General features: G+C 48.8%; 17 protein-coding genes. 5 read left to right on the plus strand and 12 right to left on the minus strand.

Annotated elements, in window-relative coordinates; translation table 11 throughout:
• A partial coding sequence (locus ACFYU8_RS25335) for a zinc ribbon domain-containing protein (protein ID WP_390305254.1) occupies positions 1 to 91 on the plus strand: 91 nt, incomplete at its 5' end.
• Positions 92 to 254: 163 nt separating this feature from the next.
• On the plus strand, positions 255 to 803 hold the full coding sequence (locus tag ACFYU8_RS25340) for an NADPH-dependent FMN reductase (RefSeq protein ID WP_390305257.1): 549 nt from the start codon (positions 255 to 257) through the stop codon (positions 801 to 803).
• A gap of 64 nt (positions 804 to 867) precedes the next feature.
• On the opposite strand, the gene ACFYU8_RS25345 is transcribed toward ACFYU8_RS25340, so the two are convergent.
• The 5 genes from ACFYU8_RS25345 to ACFYU8_RS25365 all read right to left on the minus strand — a co-directional run bounded on the left by ACFYU8_RS25345 (position 868) and on the right by ACFYU8_RS25365 (position 6,002).
• On the minus strand, positions 868 to 2,055 hold the full coding sequence (locus ACFYU8_RS25345; protein WP_390305036.1) for an ABC transporter permease: 1,188 nt from the start codon (positions 2,053 to 2,055) through the stop codon (positions 868 to 870).
• The gene (locus tag ACFYU8_RS25350; RefSeq protein WP_390305038.1) at positions 2,052 to 2,771 is read right to left on the minus strand and encodes an ABC transporter ATP-binding protein; all 720 of its coding nucleotides are present in this window, start codon (positions 2,769 to 2,771) and stop codon (positions 2,052 to 2,054) included. The genes ACFYU8_RS25345 and ACFYU8_RS25350 overlap by 4 nt, the downstream gene beginning before the upstream one ends.
• 16 nt (positions 2,772 to 2,787) lie before the next feature.
• Complete coding sequence (locus ACFYU8_RS25355; protein ID WP_390305040.1) at positions 2,788 to 4,050, minus strand: efflux RND transporter periplasmic adaptor subunit; 1,263 nt, start codon at positions 4,048 to 4,050, stop codon at positions 2,788 to 2,790.
• A 166-nt stretch (positions 4,051 to 4,216) separates the two neighbouring features.
• Positions 4,217 to 5,308 carry a sensor histidine kinase gene (locus ACFYU8_RS25360; protein WP_390305042.1) on the minus strand — a complete coding sequence of 364 codons (1,092 nt, stop codon included), beginning with the start codon at positions 5,306 to 5,308 and terminating at the stop codon, positions 4,217 to 4,219.
• Positions 5,301 to 6,002, minus strand: a complete 702-nt coding sequence (locus ACFYU8_RS25365; protein WP_390305044.1) for a response regulator transcription factor — start codon at positions 6,000 to 6,002, stop codon at positions 5,301 to 5,303. The genes ACFYU8_RS25360 and ACFYU8_RS25365 overlap by 8 nt, the downstream gene beginning before the upstream one ends.
• 196 nt (positions 6,003 to 6,198) lie before the next feature.
• Between ACFYU8_RS25365 and ACFYU8_RS25370 the strand changes: the two genes are divergently transcribed.
• Genes ACFYU8_RS25370 through ACFYU8_RS25380 form a run of 3 tightly spaced genes read left to right on the plus strand, consistent with a single transcriptional unit; the run spans position 6,199 to position 8,407 of the window.
• Positions 6,199 to 6,981, plus strand: a complete 783-nt coding sequence (locus ACFYU8_RS25370; RefSeq protein ID WP_390305047.1) for a transporter substrate-binding domain-containing protein — start codon at positions 6,199 to 6,201, stop codon at positions 6,979 to 6,981.
• Positions 6,982 to 7,034: 53 nt separating this feature from the next.
• Positions 7,035 to 7,688, plus strand: a complete 654-nt coding sequence (locus ACFYU8_RS25375) for an amino acid ABC transporter permease (RefSeq protein ID WP_106838523.1) — start codon at positions 7,035 to 7,037, stop codon at positions 7,686 to 7,688.
• Positions 7,685 to 8,407 carry an amino acid ABC transporter ATP-binding protein gene (locus ACFYU8_RS25380; RefSeq protein ID WP_390305049.1) on the plus strand — a complete coding sequence of 241 codons (723 nt, stop codon included), beginning with the start codon at positions 7,685 to 7,687 and terminating at the stop codon, positions 8,405 to 8,407. Before ACFYU8_RS25375 ends, ACFYU8_RS25380 begins: the two co-directional genes overlap by 4 nt.
• A gap of 71 nt (positions 8,408 to 8,478) precedes the next feature.
• Here the strand turns inward: ACFYU8_RS25380 and ACFYU8_RS25385 are convergent, their stop codons facing one another.
• From ACFYU8_RS25385 to ACFYU8_RS25415, 7 genes are all read right to left on the minus strand, one after another.
• Positions 8,479 to 10,170: an amylo-alpha-1,6-glucosidase gene (locus ACFYU8_RS25385; RefSeq protein WP_390305051.1), complete on the minus strand. Its 1,692-nt coding sequence runs from the start codon at positions 10,168 to 10,170 to the stop codon at positions 8,479 to 8,481.
• On the minus strand, positions 10,160 to 10,816 hold the full coding sequence (locus ACFYU8_RS25390) for a YesL family protein (RefSeq protein WP_390305053.1): 657 nt from the start codon (positions 10,814 to 10,816) through the stop codon (positions 10,160 to 10,162). The genes ACFYU8_RS25385 and ACFYU8_RS25390 overlap by 11 nt, the downstream gene beginning before the upstream one ends.
• Before the next feature lie 17 nt (positions 10,817 to 10,833).
• On the minus strand, positions 10,834 to 11,646 hold the full coding sequence (locus tag ACFYU8_RS25395; RefSeq protein ID WP_390305055.1) for a carbohydrate ABC transporter permease: 813 nt from the start codon (positions 11,644 to 11,646) through the stop codon (positions 10,834 to 10,836).
• Entirely contained in the window at positions 11,643 to 12,563 is a 921-nt protein-coding gene (locus ACFYU8_RS25400; RefSeq protein ID WP_390305259.1) for a carbohydrate ABC transporter permease, read from the minus strand. The genes ACFYU8_RS25395 and ACFYU8_RS25400 overlap by 4 nt, the downstream gene beginning before the upstream one ends.
• 57 nt (positions 12,564 to 12,620) lie before the next feature.
• Complete coding sequence (locus ACFYU8_RS25405) at positions 12,621 to 13,919, minus strand: ABC transporter substrate-binding protein (protein ID WP_390305057.1); 1,299 nt, start codon at positions 13,917 to 13,919, stop codon at positions 12,621 to 12,623.
• Positions 13,920 to 14,037: 118 nt separating this feature from the next.
• Positions 14,038 to 15,231, minus strand: a complete 1,194-nt coding sequence (locus ACFYU8_RS25410; RefSeq protein ID WP_390305059.1) for a response regulator transcription factor — start codon at positions 15,229 to 15,231, stop codon at positions 14,038 to 14,040.
• Positions 15,203 to 16,939, minus strand: coding sequence for a cache domain-containing sensor histidine kinase (locus ACFYU8_RS25415; protein ID WP_390305061.1), 1,737 nt, complete (start codon positions 16,937 to 16,939; stop codon positions 15,203 to 15,205). The genes ACFYU8_RS25410 and ACFYU8_RS25415 overlap by 29 nt, the downstream gene beginning before the upstream one ends.
• Positions 16,940 to 17,034: the final 95 nt, after the last annotated feature.

Consider the following 17,034-nt stretch of genomic DNA (forward strand, 5'->3'; position numbering starts at 1 on the left):
GCTCTCAGATCGAGTATTCAAATGTGTTTGTGGGCTAGAGATAGATAGAGATGTAAACGCTTCTATTAACCTAGCAAAATTAGCGAGCTAACCCCAATAAGTTACCGCTAATCTGTAGGATTCGTTGTATCCGAATTTACGCCTGCGGAGTGTCTTATCAAATGCGAGTAGCTTCGGCCAAAGCAGACACAGAGAAGCAGGAAGCAAACAAAAGAGGTGTAGACTTTTACAATCTTTTGGCAACGGAACGAACCATGAGTACTTCAAGCTTAACAATCGGGATTATTCTGGGCAGCTCTCGCCCAGGCCGAGTCAGTCCCCAAGTAGGTGCGTGGCTCAAAGGAGTTGCCGATCAACGAGGAGATGCAGCGTATGAAATCGTTGATATTGCGGACTTTCACTTACCGTTCTTTGGCGATCCGAATGGTGAGCAACCAGTAGCCGCATGGGCGGCAAAGCTATCCAGCCTGGATGGATTCGTATTCGTTACCGCCGAATACAACCACAGCATCACAGGGGTATTAAAAAACGCACTCGACCTCGCCCGCAAGGAATGGTACAACAAAGCGGCTGGTATCGTCAGCTATGGTTCCTCAGGCGGAACTCGTGCAGCAGAGCACTTACGTGGAATCCTAGGGGAATTGCAGGTTGCCGACGTTCGTACACAACCTGCATTCAATCTATTTACTGATTTTGAAAATTACACAGTCTTTAAACCATCTGAATTGCATATCCCACATGTAAACGACATGTTAAATCAAGTGATTAGTTGGTCAACGGCACTACAATCGGTTCGAGACTAATAGCAAAATGACTAATAGAAAAATGACTAGCAGCGACATCTGCTAGTCATTTCTTTTTCATTCCTCACTCATATCGCAACGCATCAATCGGATTGAGCCTCGCCGCCTTGTGAGCCGGGTAGAGCCCAAAGAAAATACCGATGGCACTGGAGAACCCGAAGGCGATTACGATACTTTCCCACGATAATAGCGGCGGCACATCGACATATTGCGAGGCAAACATGGCTGTCCCGATGCCGAGCAGAATCCCAATCGTTCCACCAATCAGGCAGACGATCATCGATTCGATCAAAAACTGCAGCATAATATCTCCGTAACGCGCCCCTAACGCCTTGCGAATGCCGATTTCCCGCGTCCGCTCCGTGACAGATACGAGCATGATGTTCATGACGCCAATCCCACCGACAAACAGCGCAATCCCGGCAGCGACACTAAAGATCGTGGTAAGCGTGCCGGAAAAGGAATCCATCTCACCCAGTGCATTCTCGATACTATCGATTTGGTAGTAGTTTTCGCGATCGTGCCTGCGGTTTAAATACTTCTCTGTCTGCTTCTTGGCTGCTTCCATCGTTTCCTTCGACTTGGCTTTTACAGTAATCGTATGAACTATCTTCAACCCGGTCACATTTTGCAGATAGGTAATTGGCATATAGGCACCCTCAGATCGACCATTGTCAAACATCAGCTTGTCTTCCCTTACCACGCCAATGACGACGGCCGATGCTGTATCATAAGTCAAACGCTTGCCAAGCGGGTCTTCACCTCCGAAAAGCCCAGCCGCTAACTTTTCAGTTAAAACGATAACGGGCCTCCCCTCTCTTACTTCCTTCGCAGTAAAATATCTGCCTGCAACTATTTTCAAGTTGGGTTGGACCTTTAACAAATCCTCATTTGTTCCTTGTATACTGGCGTCCTTCCCCTTTTTCGGGCCACGAATCGTTCCGAAATAAGAGGCGAACGGCACTGCCTCTTCAATGTAGGGCGATTGTTGGAGAAGTGCATAAGCATCCTCCACTGTCAAATCAGTAAGTTTACTTCCTTGCTCAGGGTCCCAGCCAAAATAAACGCTGAAATTCGTAGCACCCAGCTTCTCCAACTGATCGGTATAGGCCTGTTGACTGCCGTTCCCTAGTGTAATCACGGCAATGACAGACATGATTCCGATGATGATCCCAGACATCGTCAAGGTAGCTCGGAGCTTATTTGTCCCAATCCCTTCCAGAGCCGTACGAAAGCTTTCGAGTAAATTCACGTGAGGATCACCTCTTCGGACGCAGTAGCAAACAAGCGCTTTTCCACTCGTTCATCTCGGATGATATGACCATCTCGAAACGTAATGACGCGCTCGGCATGCTGGGCGATATCAGCCTCGTGCGTGACGAGTAGAATCGTTACCCCTTGCGCATGCAGCTCCTGAAAAATCGCCATGATCTCGATGCTGGAACGACTGTCCAGATTCCCTGTCGGCTCGTCAGCAAGTAAAATGGCTGGCCGGTTGACTAGCGCTCTGGCAATGGCTACCCGCTGTCTTTGACCGCCGGACAACTGCGTTGGTTTATGATCCATCCGCTGGCCGAGTCCGACACGCTGCAACGCCGCTTTCGCTCTTTTTTTGCGTTCTGTCATGCCGACGCCCGCATACATCATCGGCAGCTCTACATTACGCAGCGAAGTAGCACGTGGCAACAAATGAAAGGATTGAAAGACAAAGCCGATTTTTTGATTGCGTACCTGCGCCAGCCCACTATCCTTCAACTGCGTAACATCAATTCCATCCAAGACATACGAGCCGGAGGTTGGCCGATCCAGACAACCCAGCATGTTCATAAACGTCGATTTTCCAGAACCAGAAGGTCCCACGATCGCCACGAATTCACCTTGAGCCACGTGAATATTGACATTTTGCAAAGCGAACAACTCCAGCTCATCCGTCTTGTACTGCTTGGTTAACCCCTCAATTTGCAGCATATGTATCCTCCTTCCTTTACTCCGAAACCTCTTCGGGAGATGCTTGGAAGACCGCTTCATTTTCTTGCAAGGTTTCCGGCGGATTCGCTACCAATTCTTCACTGCCATCCAATCCACTTTCAATTTGGATGGACAACTCACTTTCAATTCCAGTCGTCACTTTTTTCTTCTTTGCTTTGCCATTTTCCGATACCCAGACAAAGGAAGATCCATCTTGATCCGTCATAACTGCCTCAATGGGGACTTGCATGGCGTTTGCTGCTTTTTGCAGGACAATATCCACCTCCACATGAAAACCTGGCTTCAAATACTCCCTCGTCTCATTCAGATCGACAGCGACCGGCACTCTCGTATTCTCTCCATCCCGCTCTTTGCTGGTTACAGCTATAGGAGATATGCGCGACACCTTGCCTTGCAACGGTTCTCCGCCTAAGGAAATGCCTGAGACCACCGCATCCTGTCCGATTTTGATTTTACGCAAATCAGATTCTCCGACTCCTGCTTCGACCATAACATCATTGGTATCTCCAACAGTGAGAATTTCCTCGCCTTTACTTAGGTACTTCCCTTCTTTCACCTTCATCGAAAGCACCGTTCCTTCAACCGGAGACACGATGCTACTTTGCACACGTTGCTTTTCATATTTCGCTTTTTCCAAATTCAGCTTTTGAATTTGCGCCTCGTAGGAGCGAATCTCTGCCTTGTCTGGCCCTTTTTGCTTCAAGAGCAAATCTTGCTTGGCGACCTTCACGCTTGATTCCGCTGTTTGCAGCTTTTGCTTCGCCTGCTCTACAGCCTGTTGAGTAGACACGCCAGCAGTAAACAGCGATTGCGTGCGTTGAAAGTCCTTCAATGCCGTTTGATACTCGCGTTCATTCTGGGCAAGCTGCTCCTGCATTTTCGTGACTTCCTCGGGCTCCACACCTTTGGAGAGCCTTGCGATATTCGCTTCCTGAATGGCGATTTGCGCCTCGATATCTATGATTTCATTGCTGACATCAGACATGTCGATATTGCCGATCACCTGCCCTTTGGTCACTTTGTCTCCCTCCTTGATGGAGAAATTCCGCAGATCGCCTGCATAGTTAGCGAACAAGGTATGTTCATTTCGAACTTTCACAATGCCCGACGTCAAAATGGTGCTTTGCAAATCGGCCGTTACCACCGTTGATAACATCACAGGAACACCATTCTTCTTTTCGCCCGAAGAAGCCGCATAGCCGCCAAACCCAGCCACAAGCACGCCCACACTCAGCCAGATCCACAATCGCTTTTTCATTCCCTTACCTCCCACAAAACTTTTACGCTCCGATAACCCTTGGCCAATAAAAAAAACCCACTTTTCCCTTTGCAGGTTCCACCCTGGCTCGTCACCCGATCAGGATAAGGAAAACTGTTAAAAGAAAAAGTGGGGTAAAACTTAAATTTTTATAAAGTGAGGTAGTCTATTCGTAAGGCAAACGTATTTCAAAAACGGTGCGGATCAAATTGCTCTGAGCAGAAATCGTCCCTTCATGGCCCTCGACAATATTTTTGGCGATAAATAACCCAAGACCTGTGCCTCCGTTTTGATGAGCGCGTGCCTTGTCTCCCGTGTAAAACATCTCGAAAAGATGCGGCAGATCTTCCGGGGGAATCTCGTTGCCATAATTAATCACCTGCACAACGACCTCATCACGCTCCAAAAAACCGTTGATATCAACAAACTGGCCATCTTGTCCATACCGGATGGCATTGGTCATGATATTCTCGAAAACGCGTGCCAGAAGTTCTCCGTCTCCGATAATCGTCAAACGTGAGGTCACATTCATTCTGGTTTCCAACTGATTTTTCTCCAAGGAAGGATATAGCTCCTCGTTTAACTGCATGAGTAATTCACTCAGGTCAATCAGGTTCTGTTGGATGGTGAGCATGCCGTAGTTCATTCTCGTAATTTCGAAGAGCTCATCGATCAGCTTTTCCAAACGCTGCGACTTGGTAAAAGCAATAGTCGTGTAATGCCTGGCTTGTTGCACCGTCAACTGCTCGTCCCGCAAAATGATGTCCAAATACCCTAAAACAGAAGTCAGCGGCGTCCGCAGGTCATGCGCTAGATTCAAAACCAGCTGATCCTTGCTGCTTTCGGCAAAATCTCCTCGTTGTACAGCTTCCTGCAATTTTTCACCCGCCAGATTGATGTCCTTGGCAATATCCCCGAACTCATCGTTCGACGGTATTTGAACATGATGGGTAAAGTCACCATTCGCAAGATGATGAATCCCTCTGGAAATCTCCTGAAAATAGGTGGCATACCGTTTGGTTAGCAAGAAGAAAAACAGTATGGCTAGTGGAACAAAAATAATCAGAAAGAAGTAAATGTCCCCTATTTCTCGCATAAAATAGCGAATCGGTGTTAACAAGCTTTCAAACCTGACAGTTGTTCGATAGTAAAGCTGTAGCACTTTAAAGATCACATAGGTAACCGCACCGGATAGAAGCAGACTTAGGCCCAGAAGCTTGACTATTTGGAACCGAAAGCTTCGTATCATCTTAGCCATTAAAGGAATACCCCACGCCCCAGACCGTTTTGATCCACTTGTTTTTGGTTTTTTCTTCGCCCAGCTTCTTTCGTAAAGTGCGAATGTGCACCATGACCGTATTGCAGCCTTCATAGTACGCTTCGCCCCACACCTGCTGGAAAATATTATCTGCACTAAACACCTTCTTCGGATAGCTGGCCAACAGGTAGAGAATATCAAACTCTTTCGGCGTTAACTCAATCGTTTCTCCGTACAAGTTCACGGTTCGCTGCTCAGGGTAAATGACAAGTCCACCTGCCTCTAATACCTTGTTACTCGCTACTGCTACTGCTGGTTGATTCAGCTGCTTAAAACGTCGCAGCTGGGCATTCACACGGGCGACCAATTCCATTGGATTGAATGGCTTGGTCATATAATCATCCGCGCCCATCACCAATCCCGAGATTTTATCCAGATCGGACGTCTTGGCACTCAAAAAGATAATCGGCATATTGTGCTGTTCACGAATGAGCCTGGTGACCTCATAGCCATCCAACCCAGGCATCATAATATCGAGGATCGCCAAATCAATTGAATGCGTCTGCACAGCTTGGAGTGCTGCCTTTCCATCCGCTGCGATGATTGTGTGGTAACCTTCTTTTTTCACATGCAAAGCAACGAGCTCAGCAATCTCCGCTTCATCGTCTGCGATCAATATGGTGATCTGCTTCATCGTTTTTCCCATCCCTTTTATACATTTGCTACCATTATAGCAGGTATGAAAAAACTTTTCTGTGATTGCACCATGATATCGTTCATACAATTATGGATATTAATTACTTTCAGTTTGTTTTGACTTTACCGACTTTTCTATATTAATATATTCATGTCCATATCATATCTATCATAAATATACTTGGGGGTAATTTATGAAAAAACTAATGCTTGCAGTCGTTTCTAGTTTGTTAGCACTCACGGTAAGTGCATGTGGCAGTGGCACGGATCAAGCTTCCTCAACATCTGGGCAGTCGGGTGCCAAGAAGTACGTTATTGGTACAGATGCAACATACCCACCCTTTGAGTTTGTAAAAGACGGAAAATACGTGGGAATTGACATCGACCTAATCAATGCCATCGCCAAAGAAGAAGGCTTTGAGGTAGAAATTAAACCAATGGACTTCAAAGGAATCATTCCGGCTGTTCAAGCGAAGCAATTAGACGGTGCCATTGCAGGGATCAGCATCACGGATAAGCGCAAGGAAATTTTAGATTTCTCTGAACCTTACTATCAAGCAGGTCTTTCCCTGGTCGTACGTGAGGACAACACAACGATCAATGGAGAGGCAGATTTGGCTGGCAAAACAATCGCTATCAAAAAAGGCACGACTGGTGCGACCTTTGCTGATGAGCTCGGGAAAAAGTACGGAGCGACTGTCAAATACTTCGACGATAGCCCTTCCATGTTCCAAGAGGTTCAAAACGGCAACGCTGATGTGACCATCGAGGATTATCCTGTTATCTCTTATAAAATTGCGGTAGACCCTGCTTCCAAGCTAAAAATTGTAGGCGACCGTCTCAATGGTGACCACTACGGCATCGCGGTTTTAAAAGGCAATAAAGAGCTGCAAGACAAACTCAACTCCGGTCTGAAGAAGCTGAAAGAGAACGGGAAATACGATGAAATCATCAACACCTACTTGAGCACCAAATAATAAAGGCGCGAGACGCGCCTTTTTTTCACCTCAGAATGAATGGAGTTGTCCAAATGAGCAGTAGTTGGGATGTCATTGTCGATGCGCTTCCTGTCTTGGCCCAAGGCTCTGTGGTCACGCTAAAAATAACGGTCATTTCCCTGTTTTTTGCTCTCTTAATCGGATTACTTTTTGGCTTGATGAGCACAAGCCGGTCCAAAGTGCTTCGCGGCATTGCAACCGCTTACGTTGACGTTCTCCGCGGTACACCGCTGTTGGTTCAAATCTTCTTTATTTATTTTGGATTGCCGCCTGTTCTTGATATCAAAATTCCGGAAACGACCGCAGGTATCCTTGCACTCAGCCTCAATGCCGGAGCCTACTTGGCGGAAATTTTCCGTGGTGGAATACTCTCGATCGATAAAGGACAGATGGAAGCAGCCCGTTCTCTGGGACTCACGCACGGAAAAGCTATGCGCCTGGTTATCTTGCCCCAAGCTGTCCGCCGCATGATCCCGGCATTCGTCAATCAGTTTATCGTGACGTTAAAAGACACCTCACTCCTAACCGTTATCGGTATTCGAGAACTGATGAACAGTGGTGAGATTATCATCTCTGGCAACTTCCGCTCGTTTGAAATTTGGGCAGTAGTAGCGGTCTTCTATTTCCTGATGATTTACATCCTCAGTCTGCTATCTCGTTCCCTTGAGAGGAGGTTCGCAAAATGATTCATGTGGAGAATTTAAAAAAGAGCTTTGGCTCGTTGGAAGTACTCAAAGACATCTCGACTACCGTTGAAGAGCGTGAAGTCGTCTGTGTCATCGGTCCCTCCGGTTCAGGAAAAAGTACGTTTCTGCGTTGCCTGAACCAGTTAGAAGAGGTGACATCTGGCAAGATCACCATTGAGGGCGTAGAGGTTACCTCACCCAAGGTGGACATTAACAAGCTGCGCGAGCGTGTCGGCATGGTCTTTCAACGGTTCAATCTATTCCCGCATCTCACTGTTTTAGAAAACATTATGCTCGCACCTAAGCACGTCAAAAGCTCAGAGCGTCAGCAAAATGAGCAGAAGGCTATGCAATTGCTGAAAAAAGTAGATTTGGCGGACAAGCGAGACGTGTATCCAGATCGGCTGTCAGGCGGTCAACAACAGCGCGTTGCAATCACCCGTGCACTCGCCATGGACCCTCACATCATGCTCTTCGACGAGCCTACCTCCGCACTCGACCCGGAAATGGTAGGGGAAGTTCTGCAGGTAATGAAAGATTTGGCCAAAGAAGGAATGACGATGGTCGTGGTCACGCATGAGATGGGATTTGCTCGTGAAGTAGCCGATCGCGTGATTTTCATGGATGGCGGATATATCGTAGAGGAAGGCAAGCCTGCCGAGATTTTTGACAATCCTCAGCAAGAAAGAACCAAGGCGTTTCTCAGTAAAGTGTTGTAAAACAAAACAAGCAACGGGCATGATCGATTCGTCATCCATCATGCCCGTTTGTTTTTCTCTATGAAATTCCCCTACACATACTCATTAGCCAGCATCAAAAACACACTGGACGTCCATGTAAATGCCCGATCCCTCAGTCCATCGCCTGTTAGTGCATCGAAATTTTCCGCCATTCCACTGCGGGCTGCCATTCGGCAAAAACGTCTGGCAATCTCCTGAGAAAACTCTACTTCGCCTGCTCGCCGTAATCCATCGACTACGAGCATCGTCACTGGTGCCCAGATCGGTCCTAACCAATAGCCATCAGCGCGGTAGAACGAGCTGGTTGGACTCTCTGTAGCCAGTCCATTCTCTGTCAAAAACCGCTCCTGCAAGTCAGCAATCAGTTTGGCCCGAATGTCTTTTGGCAGCTTTTCACCAAGCACCAGAGGCATATAGCGGATCAAGCTGTCTCCTTGAGTAGGCTGATCACTACCGGATTTGGTCGCGTAGAAATGCTCGCCGTTCCAGTGCTTGGCAAGCAGTCGTTGCAGTGTCGTTTCCGACTTTTCCTGCCAGATAGCTGCCTCTTCGTGACGACCCAGCCTGCTGGCCAAATCCGCCAACACATCCATTTGCAGAATCAAATACGCAGGCAGGTCCGGGCTTTCAATCGGCGTCCCATCGAGGAAAATCGTGCTGTTGTCCCAGCCGCAGTCATAGCCGTGATTGTACTGCGGAATCCCGTCCCGATCATCATCGCGGTAACGGAACCACCAATCGGTCCAGCGACAAAGCGGCTCGTACACCTCTTCCAGCATCTTGTTTGTAATCGCGTCGTTCCGATCCAGCATCCAGCGCAGCGTCCAACCGTGAATCGGAGGCTTGCAGCAGTTCCACAACGCATACCGATCATTAATAAAATCAGGGAAGACACCACTTTCATCCTGCCTGTCGATAAAGATCATGAGCTGATCCCACGCCAGCGGCAAATTTGCTCGCGTCAGTGCCATCGCATTGAAGCAATGATCCCAGCTCCAGATATTTGTCATCCAGTTTTTCGACATGTACATCGCGGACCGTGGCAGATAGCCTTCTGGTCTCACCACACAAGACCAAGTGATGTACGCCGCGAGTTCTCGCGCTTCACTCAAGCCTTCGCGATGCTCCTCAGATACAGAAAGTGTCCGTTCCAGCCACTCGTCGTACTCTTTTTTTACCTGTCCCCATCCTTCGGCAAAGGCAGGGTAGCTGCGTTCCTTCCATACCGTGTGGAACTCCTCCAATACGCCTTCCAGTACACCAGTTTCCTCGTCGGGAAGAAAGGTTACGCCCACTTGCTCTTCACGCGATGCCTTCGTAGGGTTTACCGCGAGCGTTCCAGCAAGCGGAGTCACTCGCAAGCGAATTTCCGTGGAAAAGTGATTGATTTCCCAGCATCCAGCTCCTGCTTGAATCGCATAATCTGCTGCCGTCGATTCCAGCACCAGGCGCAAACCAACGCCTTGACCACGCACCTGCACTAGCTGAGGCTCGCTCATGCACAGCTTCACTTCGCCTTCATCCCCGTAAAGACGTAGCAAGGTTGGCGTAGCCTCCGTCTCAAATGGAATCGCCACACCATCGGCTACCATTTCTATTCGAAAAATCGCCCCATCGTGGTTATCTCCTCCACGAATATTGCGCAAATAAAGTCCTTCTGCTCGCTGGGCGTTACCCAGTCGCGAGAGTACGAGGTACGAACCGTATCGGCTAAAAGGAACCATTCCTAGATCAAACTGCATATGTCTCACCTCGAGGTTGCTTGGTCGATATTTTACGATCGCGCTTTTCCAAAAGACGACTCATTCGGGCGTTCATCCACCAGACAGGCAGACTCGCTCCCAACAAGATCGGTAAAACAGGAATCGCTAGCAAGAGAATCAAGAGAAGGAACAAGCCTCCCATCGTTACGAGCGAATGCAACGGAAAAGCCGCAACCAGCCAAAACGACTGCTTGAGCGTCCGCTTCACGTCTGCATCCTCCCGAACAAGCAGGGAAAAAGCGTGGCAAGAGGTAGCCGCATGCAAGAATCCGATCCCCGCAAAAACGGCAGCAATCGAAAGCCCCCACAACGTGCCCATACGAAGGAAAAACACCACATCGACCCACAGGATTGCCCCCGTTAGCACCATCCCTGCGCCAAGCCATTGGCTCCTCCAGAAGTAGTGGCGAAAAGCATGCCAGAAAGCGGACGGAAGCCCACGGTCATTCCACTTGCCGCTAAGTACGTCGTGCAAAGCCGCTGTTGCCGGGAAGATTCCAAAGATGATCCCTCCCACCAGCGTGCACATCACCCACATGAGGTGCGCTGCCGCCATCCGCAGCAGTCGCTCTCCAAATTGATGAAATGACCATGCCCAGCCTTCCCACTTCGCCCGATTTCCCACTGTGGCTCCCTCCTCACTTACTTGATTGCAACTCCGGCTGAATTATCTACGATATATCGTTGTGCTAGGAAGAAGAGAAGTAACGGCGGAATCGAGATCAGGAACGTTACCGCCATCAGCCCGGTAGCCTCTACTTCATACATCCCTTTAAACTGCGCCAAGCCCAGCGTCAACGTGTACTGGCTTTGGTCATTCAAGAAAATGAGTGGACCCAGATAGTCGTTCCAGGTGCCCAAGATGTTGAAGACACTCACCAAAATCAGGGCAGGCATCATCAACGGCATAATAATCCGAGCGTAAATCTGAAACGAACCAGCACCATCGATACGCGCCGCTTCATCCAGCTCACGCGGAATGGTCAAAATAAACTGTCTCATGAGGAAAATATAAAATGCTGATCCGAAGAACGAAGGGACAATCAACGTCTTGAGCGTGTTGATCCAGCCAAGGTAGTTGAACTCCATATACAACGGGATCATCGTCACTTCCCACGGGATCATCATCGTAGCGAGTACGACCATGAACAGAAAGTCTCTCCCTTTAAACGTGAACCGGGCGAAGCCGTACGCGACCAACGAAGACGATATCAACTGGCCAATTGTCGTCAAGATCGTCACCGTCAGTGAGTTTTCCAAATACAGATTAAACGGCTGCGACATCCACGCATTCCCGAAGTTCTCCCAATGGAGCACATCTGGAATCCATTTTGGTGGATACTGCAAAATCTCATCGTCTGACTTGAGTGCAGTAGAGATCATCCAGTAAAACGGTGCGAGAAACAAGAAAGAGAAAAGGATCAAGCTCGCATAAGCGATCGTTTTGCGTATCAAGCTTCTTCCCCTCCCCTGCGGTTGTCGCCCTCGTAGTACACCCATTTGCCGGACGTTTTAAATACGAGGAAGGTCAATACCAAAATGATCACAAACATAAACCAGGAGTTCGCCGAAGCATATCCCATCTTGAAGTATTTGAAGGCGTTGTCGTATGCGTACATGGCATAGAAATACGTAGACTGCAACGGTCCACCGCCTGTCAACAGAAGCGCGAGACTCAACTGCTGGAACGCACTGATGATCGTCATAATCAGGTTAAACAAAATCGTTGGGCTCACCATCGGCAGTGTAATGCGGAAAAACTTCTGTACCGTCCCTGCCCCGTCAATCGAAGCCGCTTCATACAAGCTCTCTGGAATGCTTTTGAGCCCAGCCAGGAAAATCAATACCATCGAGCCTTGGCCCCACAGACTTGCAATGACCATAGCCACGAGCGCCCACGACGTATCATTCAGCCAGTCAGGACCTGTAATCCCAACCAAACTGAGCAAATAGTTGAAAATCCCGTACTCTCCGTCATATACCCATGCCCAAATCATCGCCAGCGCCACACCGGAAATCACACTCGGCAAGTAAAACACCGTACGGAAAAACCCACTGCCTTTTACCTTCTGATTCAGCATCATGGCCAAAAACAACGCGATGAACAAATTCAACGGTACAAATAACAACGCGAATTTAATCGTGACCCAGAGCGATTGCCAAAACAAAGGATCATCCGTAAACATATTGACGTAGTTGTCCAGACCGACGAACGTAACCTCACCAACGACAGGCCAATCAAAAAAGCTCATGACTAGCGAAAATATCATCGGTCCCAGCGTAAAGGCGAGGAAGCCGAGAATCCAAGGCAAGATAAAAAGATAGGGCGTAAGAAACGCCCTTCCCTTGAGTTTTTTCGGTTGAACGGTCATGGCAGGCTGTTTATGTGTCACAACACTCTCTGTATTCAATTCCCTGACCCCTTCCCGTTATTTCAAGAATTTCTGGGAGTCTTTTACTGCCTTGTTCAGCAATTCCTCGGCATTTTGTCCCATCATGATTGCATTGACTGCTGCGGAAAGGTTCCGGTTGATTTCGTTCCAGTGTGGATTCAACAGGAATGCTGGTGTGTCAGTCGATTGCTCCAACGTCTTATAGAACGGAGCGTAGAGCGCGTCCTGATCGAGCTTCTTCTCTTGTACGACACTAATACGCACAGGCAAGTCAGATGTACGCATCTTGATCGCATCACTGGAAACGAAGAACTTCAAAAACTCCCAAGCCAGTTCTTTGTTTTTGGAATCCTTGGCGATCGATACAGAGGATGTTCCGATGACACCCTTACCAGGCTTGCCAGGGAATTGCGGCATCACGACCGTACCAAAATCGACATTCGCCTTCTTGTACGACTCTAGCGACCATACGCCGTTGTCATACATCGCGAGCTTGCCAGCTTTGAACAAGTCGTTCCCGCTCTGCTGGTTTTTGCCACCGACGAGCAAAGCGCTCTTATCTTTCGTCAAATCACTGAAAATTTGCAGGGCTTCTGCCGTTTCCTTGCTGTTCATGTAGCCTTCGATTGTTTTTCCGTCAGGGCTTATGAAGCTGCTGCCATTGCTCCACACGAACTGCTGCAAATCATACGTATCCGGCTCAGAACGAACAGCGAATCCGTACTGCTTCTTGTCACGAACGGTCAGCTGTTTAGCTGCCGATTTGAAATCATCCCATGTCCAGTCGTCTGTCGGAAGCGGTACATTTGCTTCGTTAAACAGCTTTTTGTTGTAGAATACGACCCGCGTCGAGAAGCCCGCTGGGAGACCGAACAATTTTCCATCGAATCGATTATAGTTTAAGAGGCCTTGGTAAAAGTCGTCGATTGCCACGGATGGGTCCTTCTTTACATACTCATCTAGTGGCTCGAGCGAAGCGTTGTACGTTGGGAAATCCCACATGTACATGACATCGGGCGGGTTTTTCGCTCCGAATGCCGCTACCAGCTTCTGATCAAATCCATCTGCATATGCCTCGACTTGTACCTTCACACCCGGATTTTTCTGTTCGAATTGTTTCGCGATATCTTGTTGGATCTTCAGCATTTGGTCCGTGTCCCATGTCGCGAAACGCAATGTAACCGTTTCCTTTTTATCAGACGATGCTGGCGTTGTCGTACCTGTGTTACTCGACGTACCGTCTGTTCCTGTGGGCTGGGCTTGTGAACAACCAGCTGCGACGGCTAAAAGAAGTGCCATGCCTGCTGCCATCCATTTTGACGCAACCTTTTTCATCTGTGATCCCCCCTAGTTTTACCCCTCATTTCCCTTTATTTTAATGAAGGAAAAAAAACGGTGAAACCGCTAACTGTTCGCAATAGTGTGTGAATTTGTTTCCTTTTTTCCGATTCGTTCAGGTTTGCGCGGTGGAGTGGACGATTGTTCGACTGGACTCCTCCTTTTGTTTGAAACGATAGTGGCTCGGGGTCATCCCTGTACATTTTTTGAACCATTTACTGAAGTATTTGGCGTCAGGAAGACCGACTCGCTCGGCTACCTCCTGAATGGACAAAGCTGTTTCATCCAGCATCGCTCGGGCCATTTTTACCCTGCGCTTGTCGAGAAACTCGCCAAAGCTCTCGCCCACTCCTTTTTTGAACATCACGCTAAAATGACTGCGGCTCAGTCCCACCTGTGAAGCTACTTCACTGACCGTCAATGGCGTATCCAGACGATCAAGTGCGTAATGAACAGCCTGCTTGATTGGTTCCTGCCACGGGTCTTGATTGACGCCGTACTTGCGCGCCCGCTCGGTACGCTGGTAGAGCATCCGTACCGTCTGAATCCACGGTTCGAGTCCAGAAAACGGGCTTGTTGTCTCCCAGCTCGTCACCTTCCCAGCCAGCTTCCACTCCACGAGCAATGATTCTACCTGCCTGCCAGCACTTGCGGGAGTCAGCAAAAAGCGGATATCGCCACATACGATCCACTCCCATTGGCTGTCCAGCTCCCGTGTAATCCATGCCCGCTCCTGCTCCTCGCAGCTTGCACTGCCCATTCCTTCCAAGAGCCATATACGCATAGGGTCGTTCATCCACGACCAGTGTGATTGCAGGAAGGTAGACAAGCTTTGCTCGAAATCACGGCTCAAGCCAGTCAACCACGCACCGAATTCCCGCTTCCATTCATCAGGACGTTCCCGATTTTTTTCAGGTCGCGCGCTCTCGCCTGCCAGCTCAGACTTCATCTTGTCCAACAACGTACCCCATTCCTCATCCTGGAACTCGGTCTTCAGCAAATATCCCGACACCCCGAGAGCGATTCCCTGCTGGGCAAAAGAAAAATCGCGATGACAACTGAGCAGAAGCACCTTTGTTTGTGGAGCGTGCTCCTTCACTCGCTTGCACAGCTCCAGCCCATCCATTTCCGGCATGACGATGTCCGTAATCACCAACTCGGGCTGTATTTGTAAGAAAGCCTCCCAGCCTTTGCGACCATTCGGTGCATCCGCTACCACTTCCATCCCGTAGTGACTCCACGGCACCATTGCTTTCAGTCCTTTTCGCACAAGCACTTCGTCATCCACAATCATTACCTTGATGTTCATCAGGAATTTCCTCCCTTTTCGGCCATGTGATTTGAATTGTGGTTCCTTCTCCTCTGACAGATGAAATCTTCATGCCGTGCTCCATACGGAAATGAAGCTTGAACTTCTGATCAACGTTGTACACGCCGAGTCCTCGTTTGCTGGAACGCTTCAGATCAGGATCGAGAAGCTTGGCCAATCGCTCCGGCACAATTCCTGCACCGTCATCTTGCAACAGCAGCTTCACAAGCCCTTCTTTTTCACTGACACTGATCCGGATCGTTCCTTGTCCGTCTTCGAATGCGTGGAAAAATATATTTTCCAAAAGCGGTTGAAGCGTCATTCGCGGAATCAAATAGCGACTGCAATCCTCTACTCCCGTCTGTTCATATTGAAAAACATGCCCATACCGCAGCTTTTGGATTTCCAGAAAATGCTTAACCGTTTGCAGTTCCTTTTCCAGCGGGACGAGTTCCTGCGTGATGTCGAGGTTTCCTTCTAGCACCTTGATGAGATGATAGAGCATATTGCCGATTTCATTTGAGCCAGATAATCTTGCTTTCCACTGAATCGAATTGAGTGTATTGAACAACAGATGTGGGTTGATCTGGTAGTGAACGGCTCGCAGCTCTGCTTCCTTTTTCAACTGCTCGGTTCGACTCACCTCGGCGATTAGCGTCTGAATCCGCCTCACCATTTGGTTGAAGCTCACCCCTAGCCGCCCCAGCTCGTCTTCTGTGTCTACCTCTGCGCGCGTTTGCAACTCGCCGGTTCCTACCAGCCGCATCGTTTCTTGAAGTCGTTTGATTTTGCCTGTAATCCGTCTGGAAAATAAATAAGCCAAAAGAAGTGCCAGCACTGCCGATAGAATCAGCGCTGCGATAAAAAAGGATTGCATCACTTCCGCAGAGCGGTTCATTTGCTCGTACGGCAAGCGCACCTGAATCATCCAGTTGTTGGACTCCAGCGGCTTGTTCCAGACGACATCGCTCTCCTGCTGGACAAACGTACCCGCCGTCTGGTAAATCAGTTCGCCATTTTTGGCTGTAATGGTCACATACGCACTCATGTCCTCTTCCAGCTGCGAAAACAACTGAAACAGCTTGCCTGCTTTCATCTCGATCAAAATCCGGCTATCCTTCAACACGCCATAACCGCTGAGAACGGGAACGACGAGACCAAGCACCTTCTCCTGATTCCGCAGCTCTGCCTCATCCTGAAATCCGACGTAATGCCGCGGTGTGTAAAACCCAATCCATCGCTCCTCATCCAGCTTGGCGGGCAGTCCCTTCCACCACCATTCCCGCATCAGATCCTGTCCATTGATTACGTTTTCCCCGAAAAAATAACCGGAGGGCGTCACGATAAAAATGCCTTTGGTATCAAGGTTGCGGTGCGCCCCTAGGTATCGCTCGAAGTTTTTTTGTTCCAGGAAGCCTGTATAGGTCTTCGGCTGTTCCTCCCGCATGACGACCAACGTCGGGTCAGACACGTACGTGTTGATGTCGTAGGCCATGTATCTCATTTGGCTCAGGTAGTTGTCGATCTGGATTTGCAGCTGTGTAGCGATATACTCGCCTGACGTGCTGAATTGCTCGCGGACGACCATCGACGACTTCCAATACGCCATACTCCCCAAAGTAATTAACGGGATAATGGCTGCAATGAGCATAAAAGCAAGAAGTTTGGCATGAATGCTTCTGCGCGGAAAGAGCGACCATGACTTCATCTGACAAAACCACCACCGGATTTTGATTAGTTGCACTATTCAATATTCAACTAAATTGTACAACGTTTCGGCGATGTCTTCGAGAACAATCATTG

This window comes from Brevibacillus sp. NPDC003359 (assembly GCF_042878995.1).
In the GTDB taxonomy this organism is placed as follows: Bacteria; Bacillota; Bacilli; order Brevibacillales; family Brevibacillaceae; genus Brevibacillus.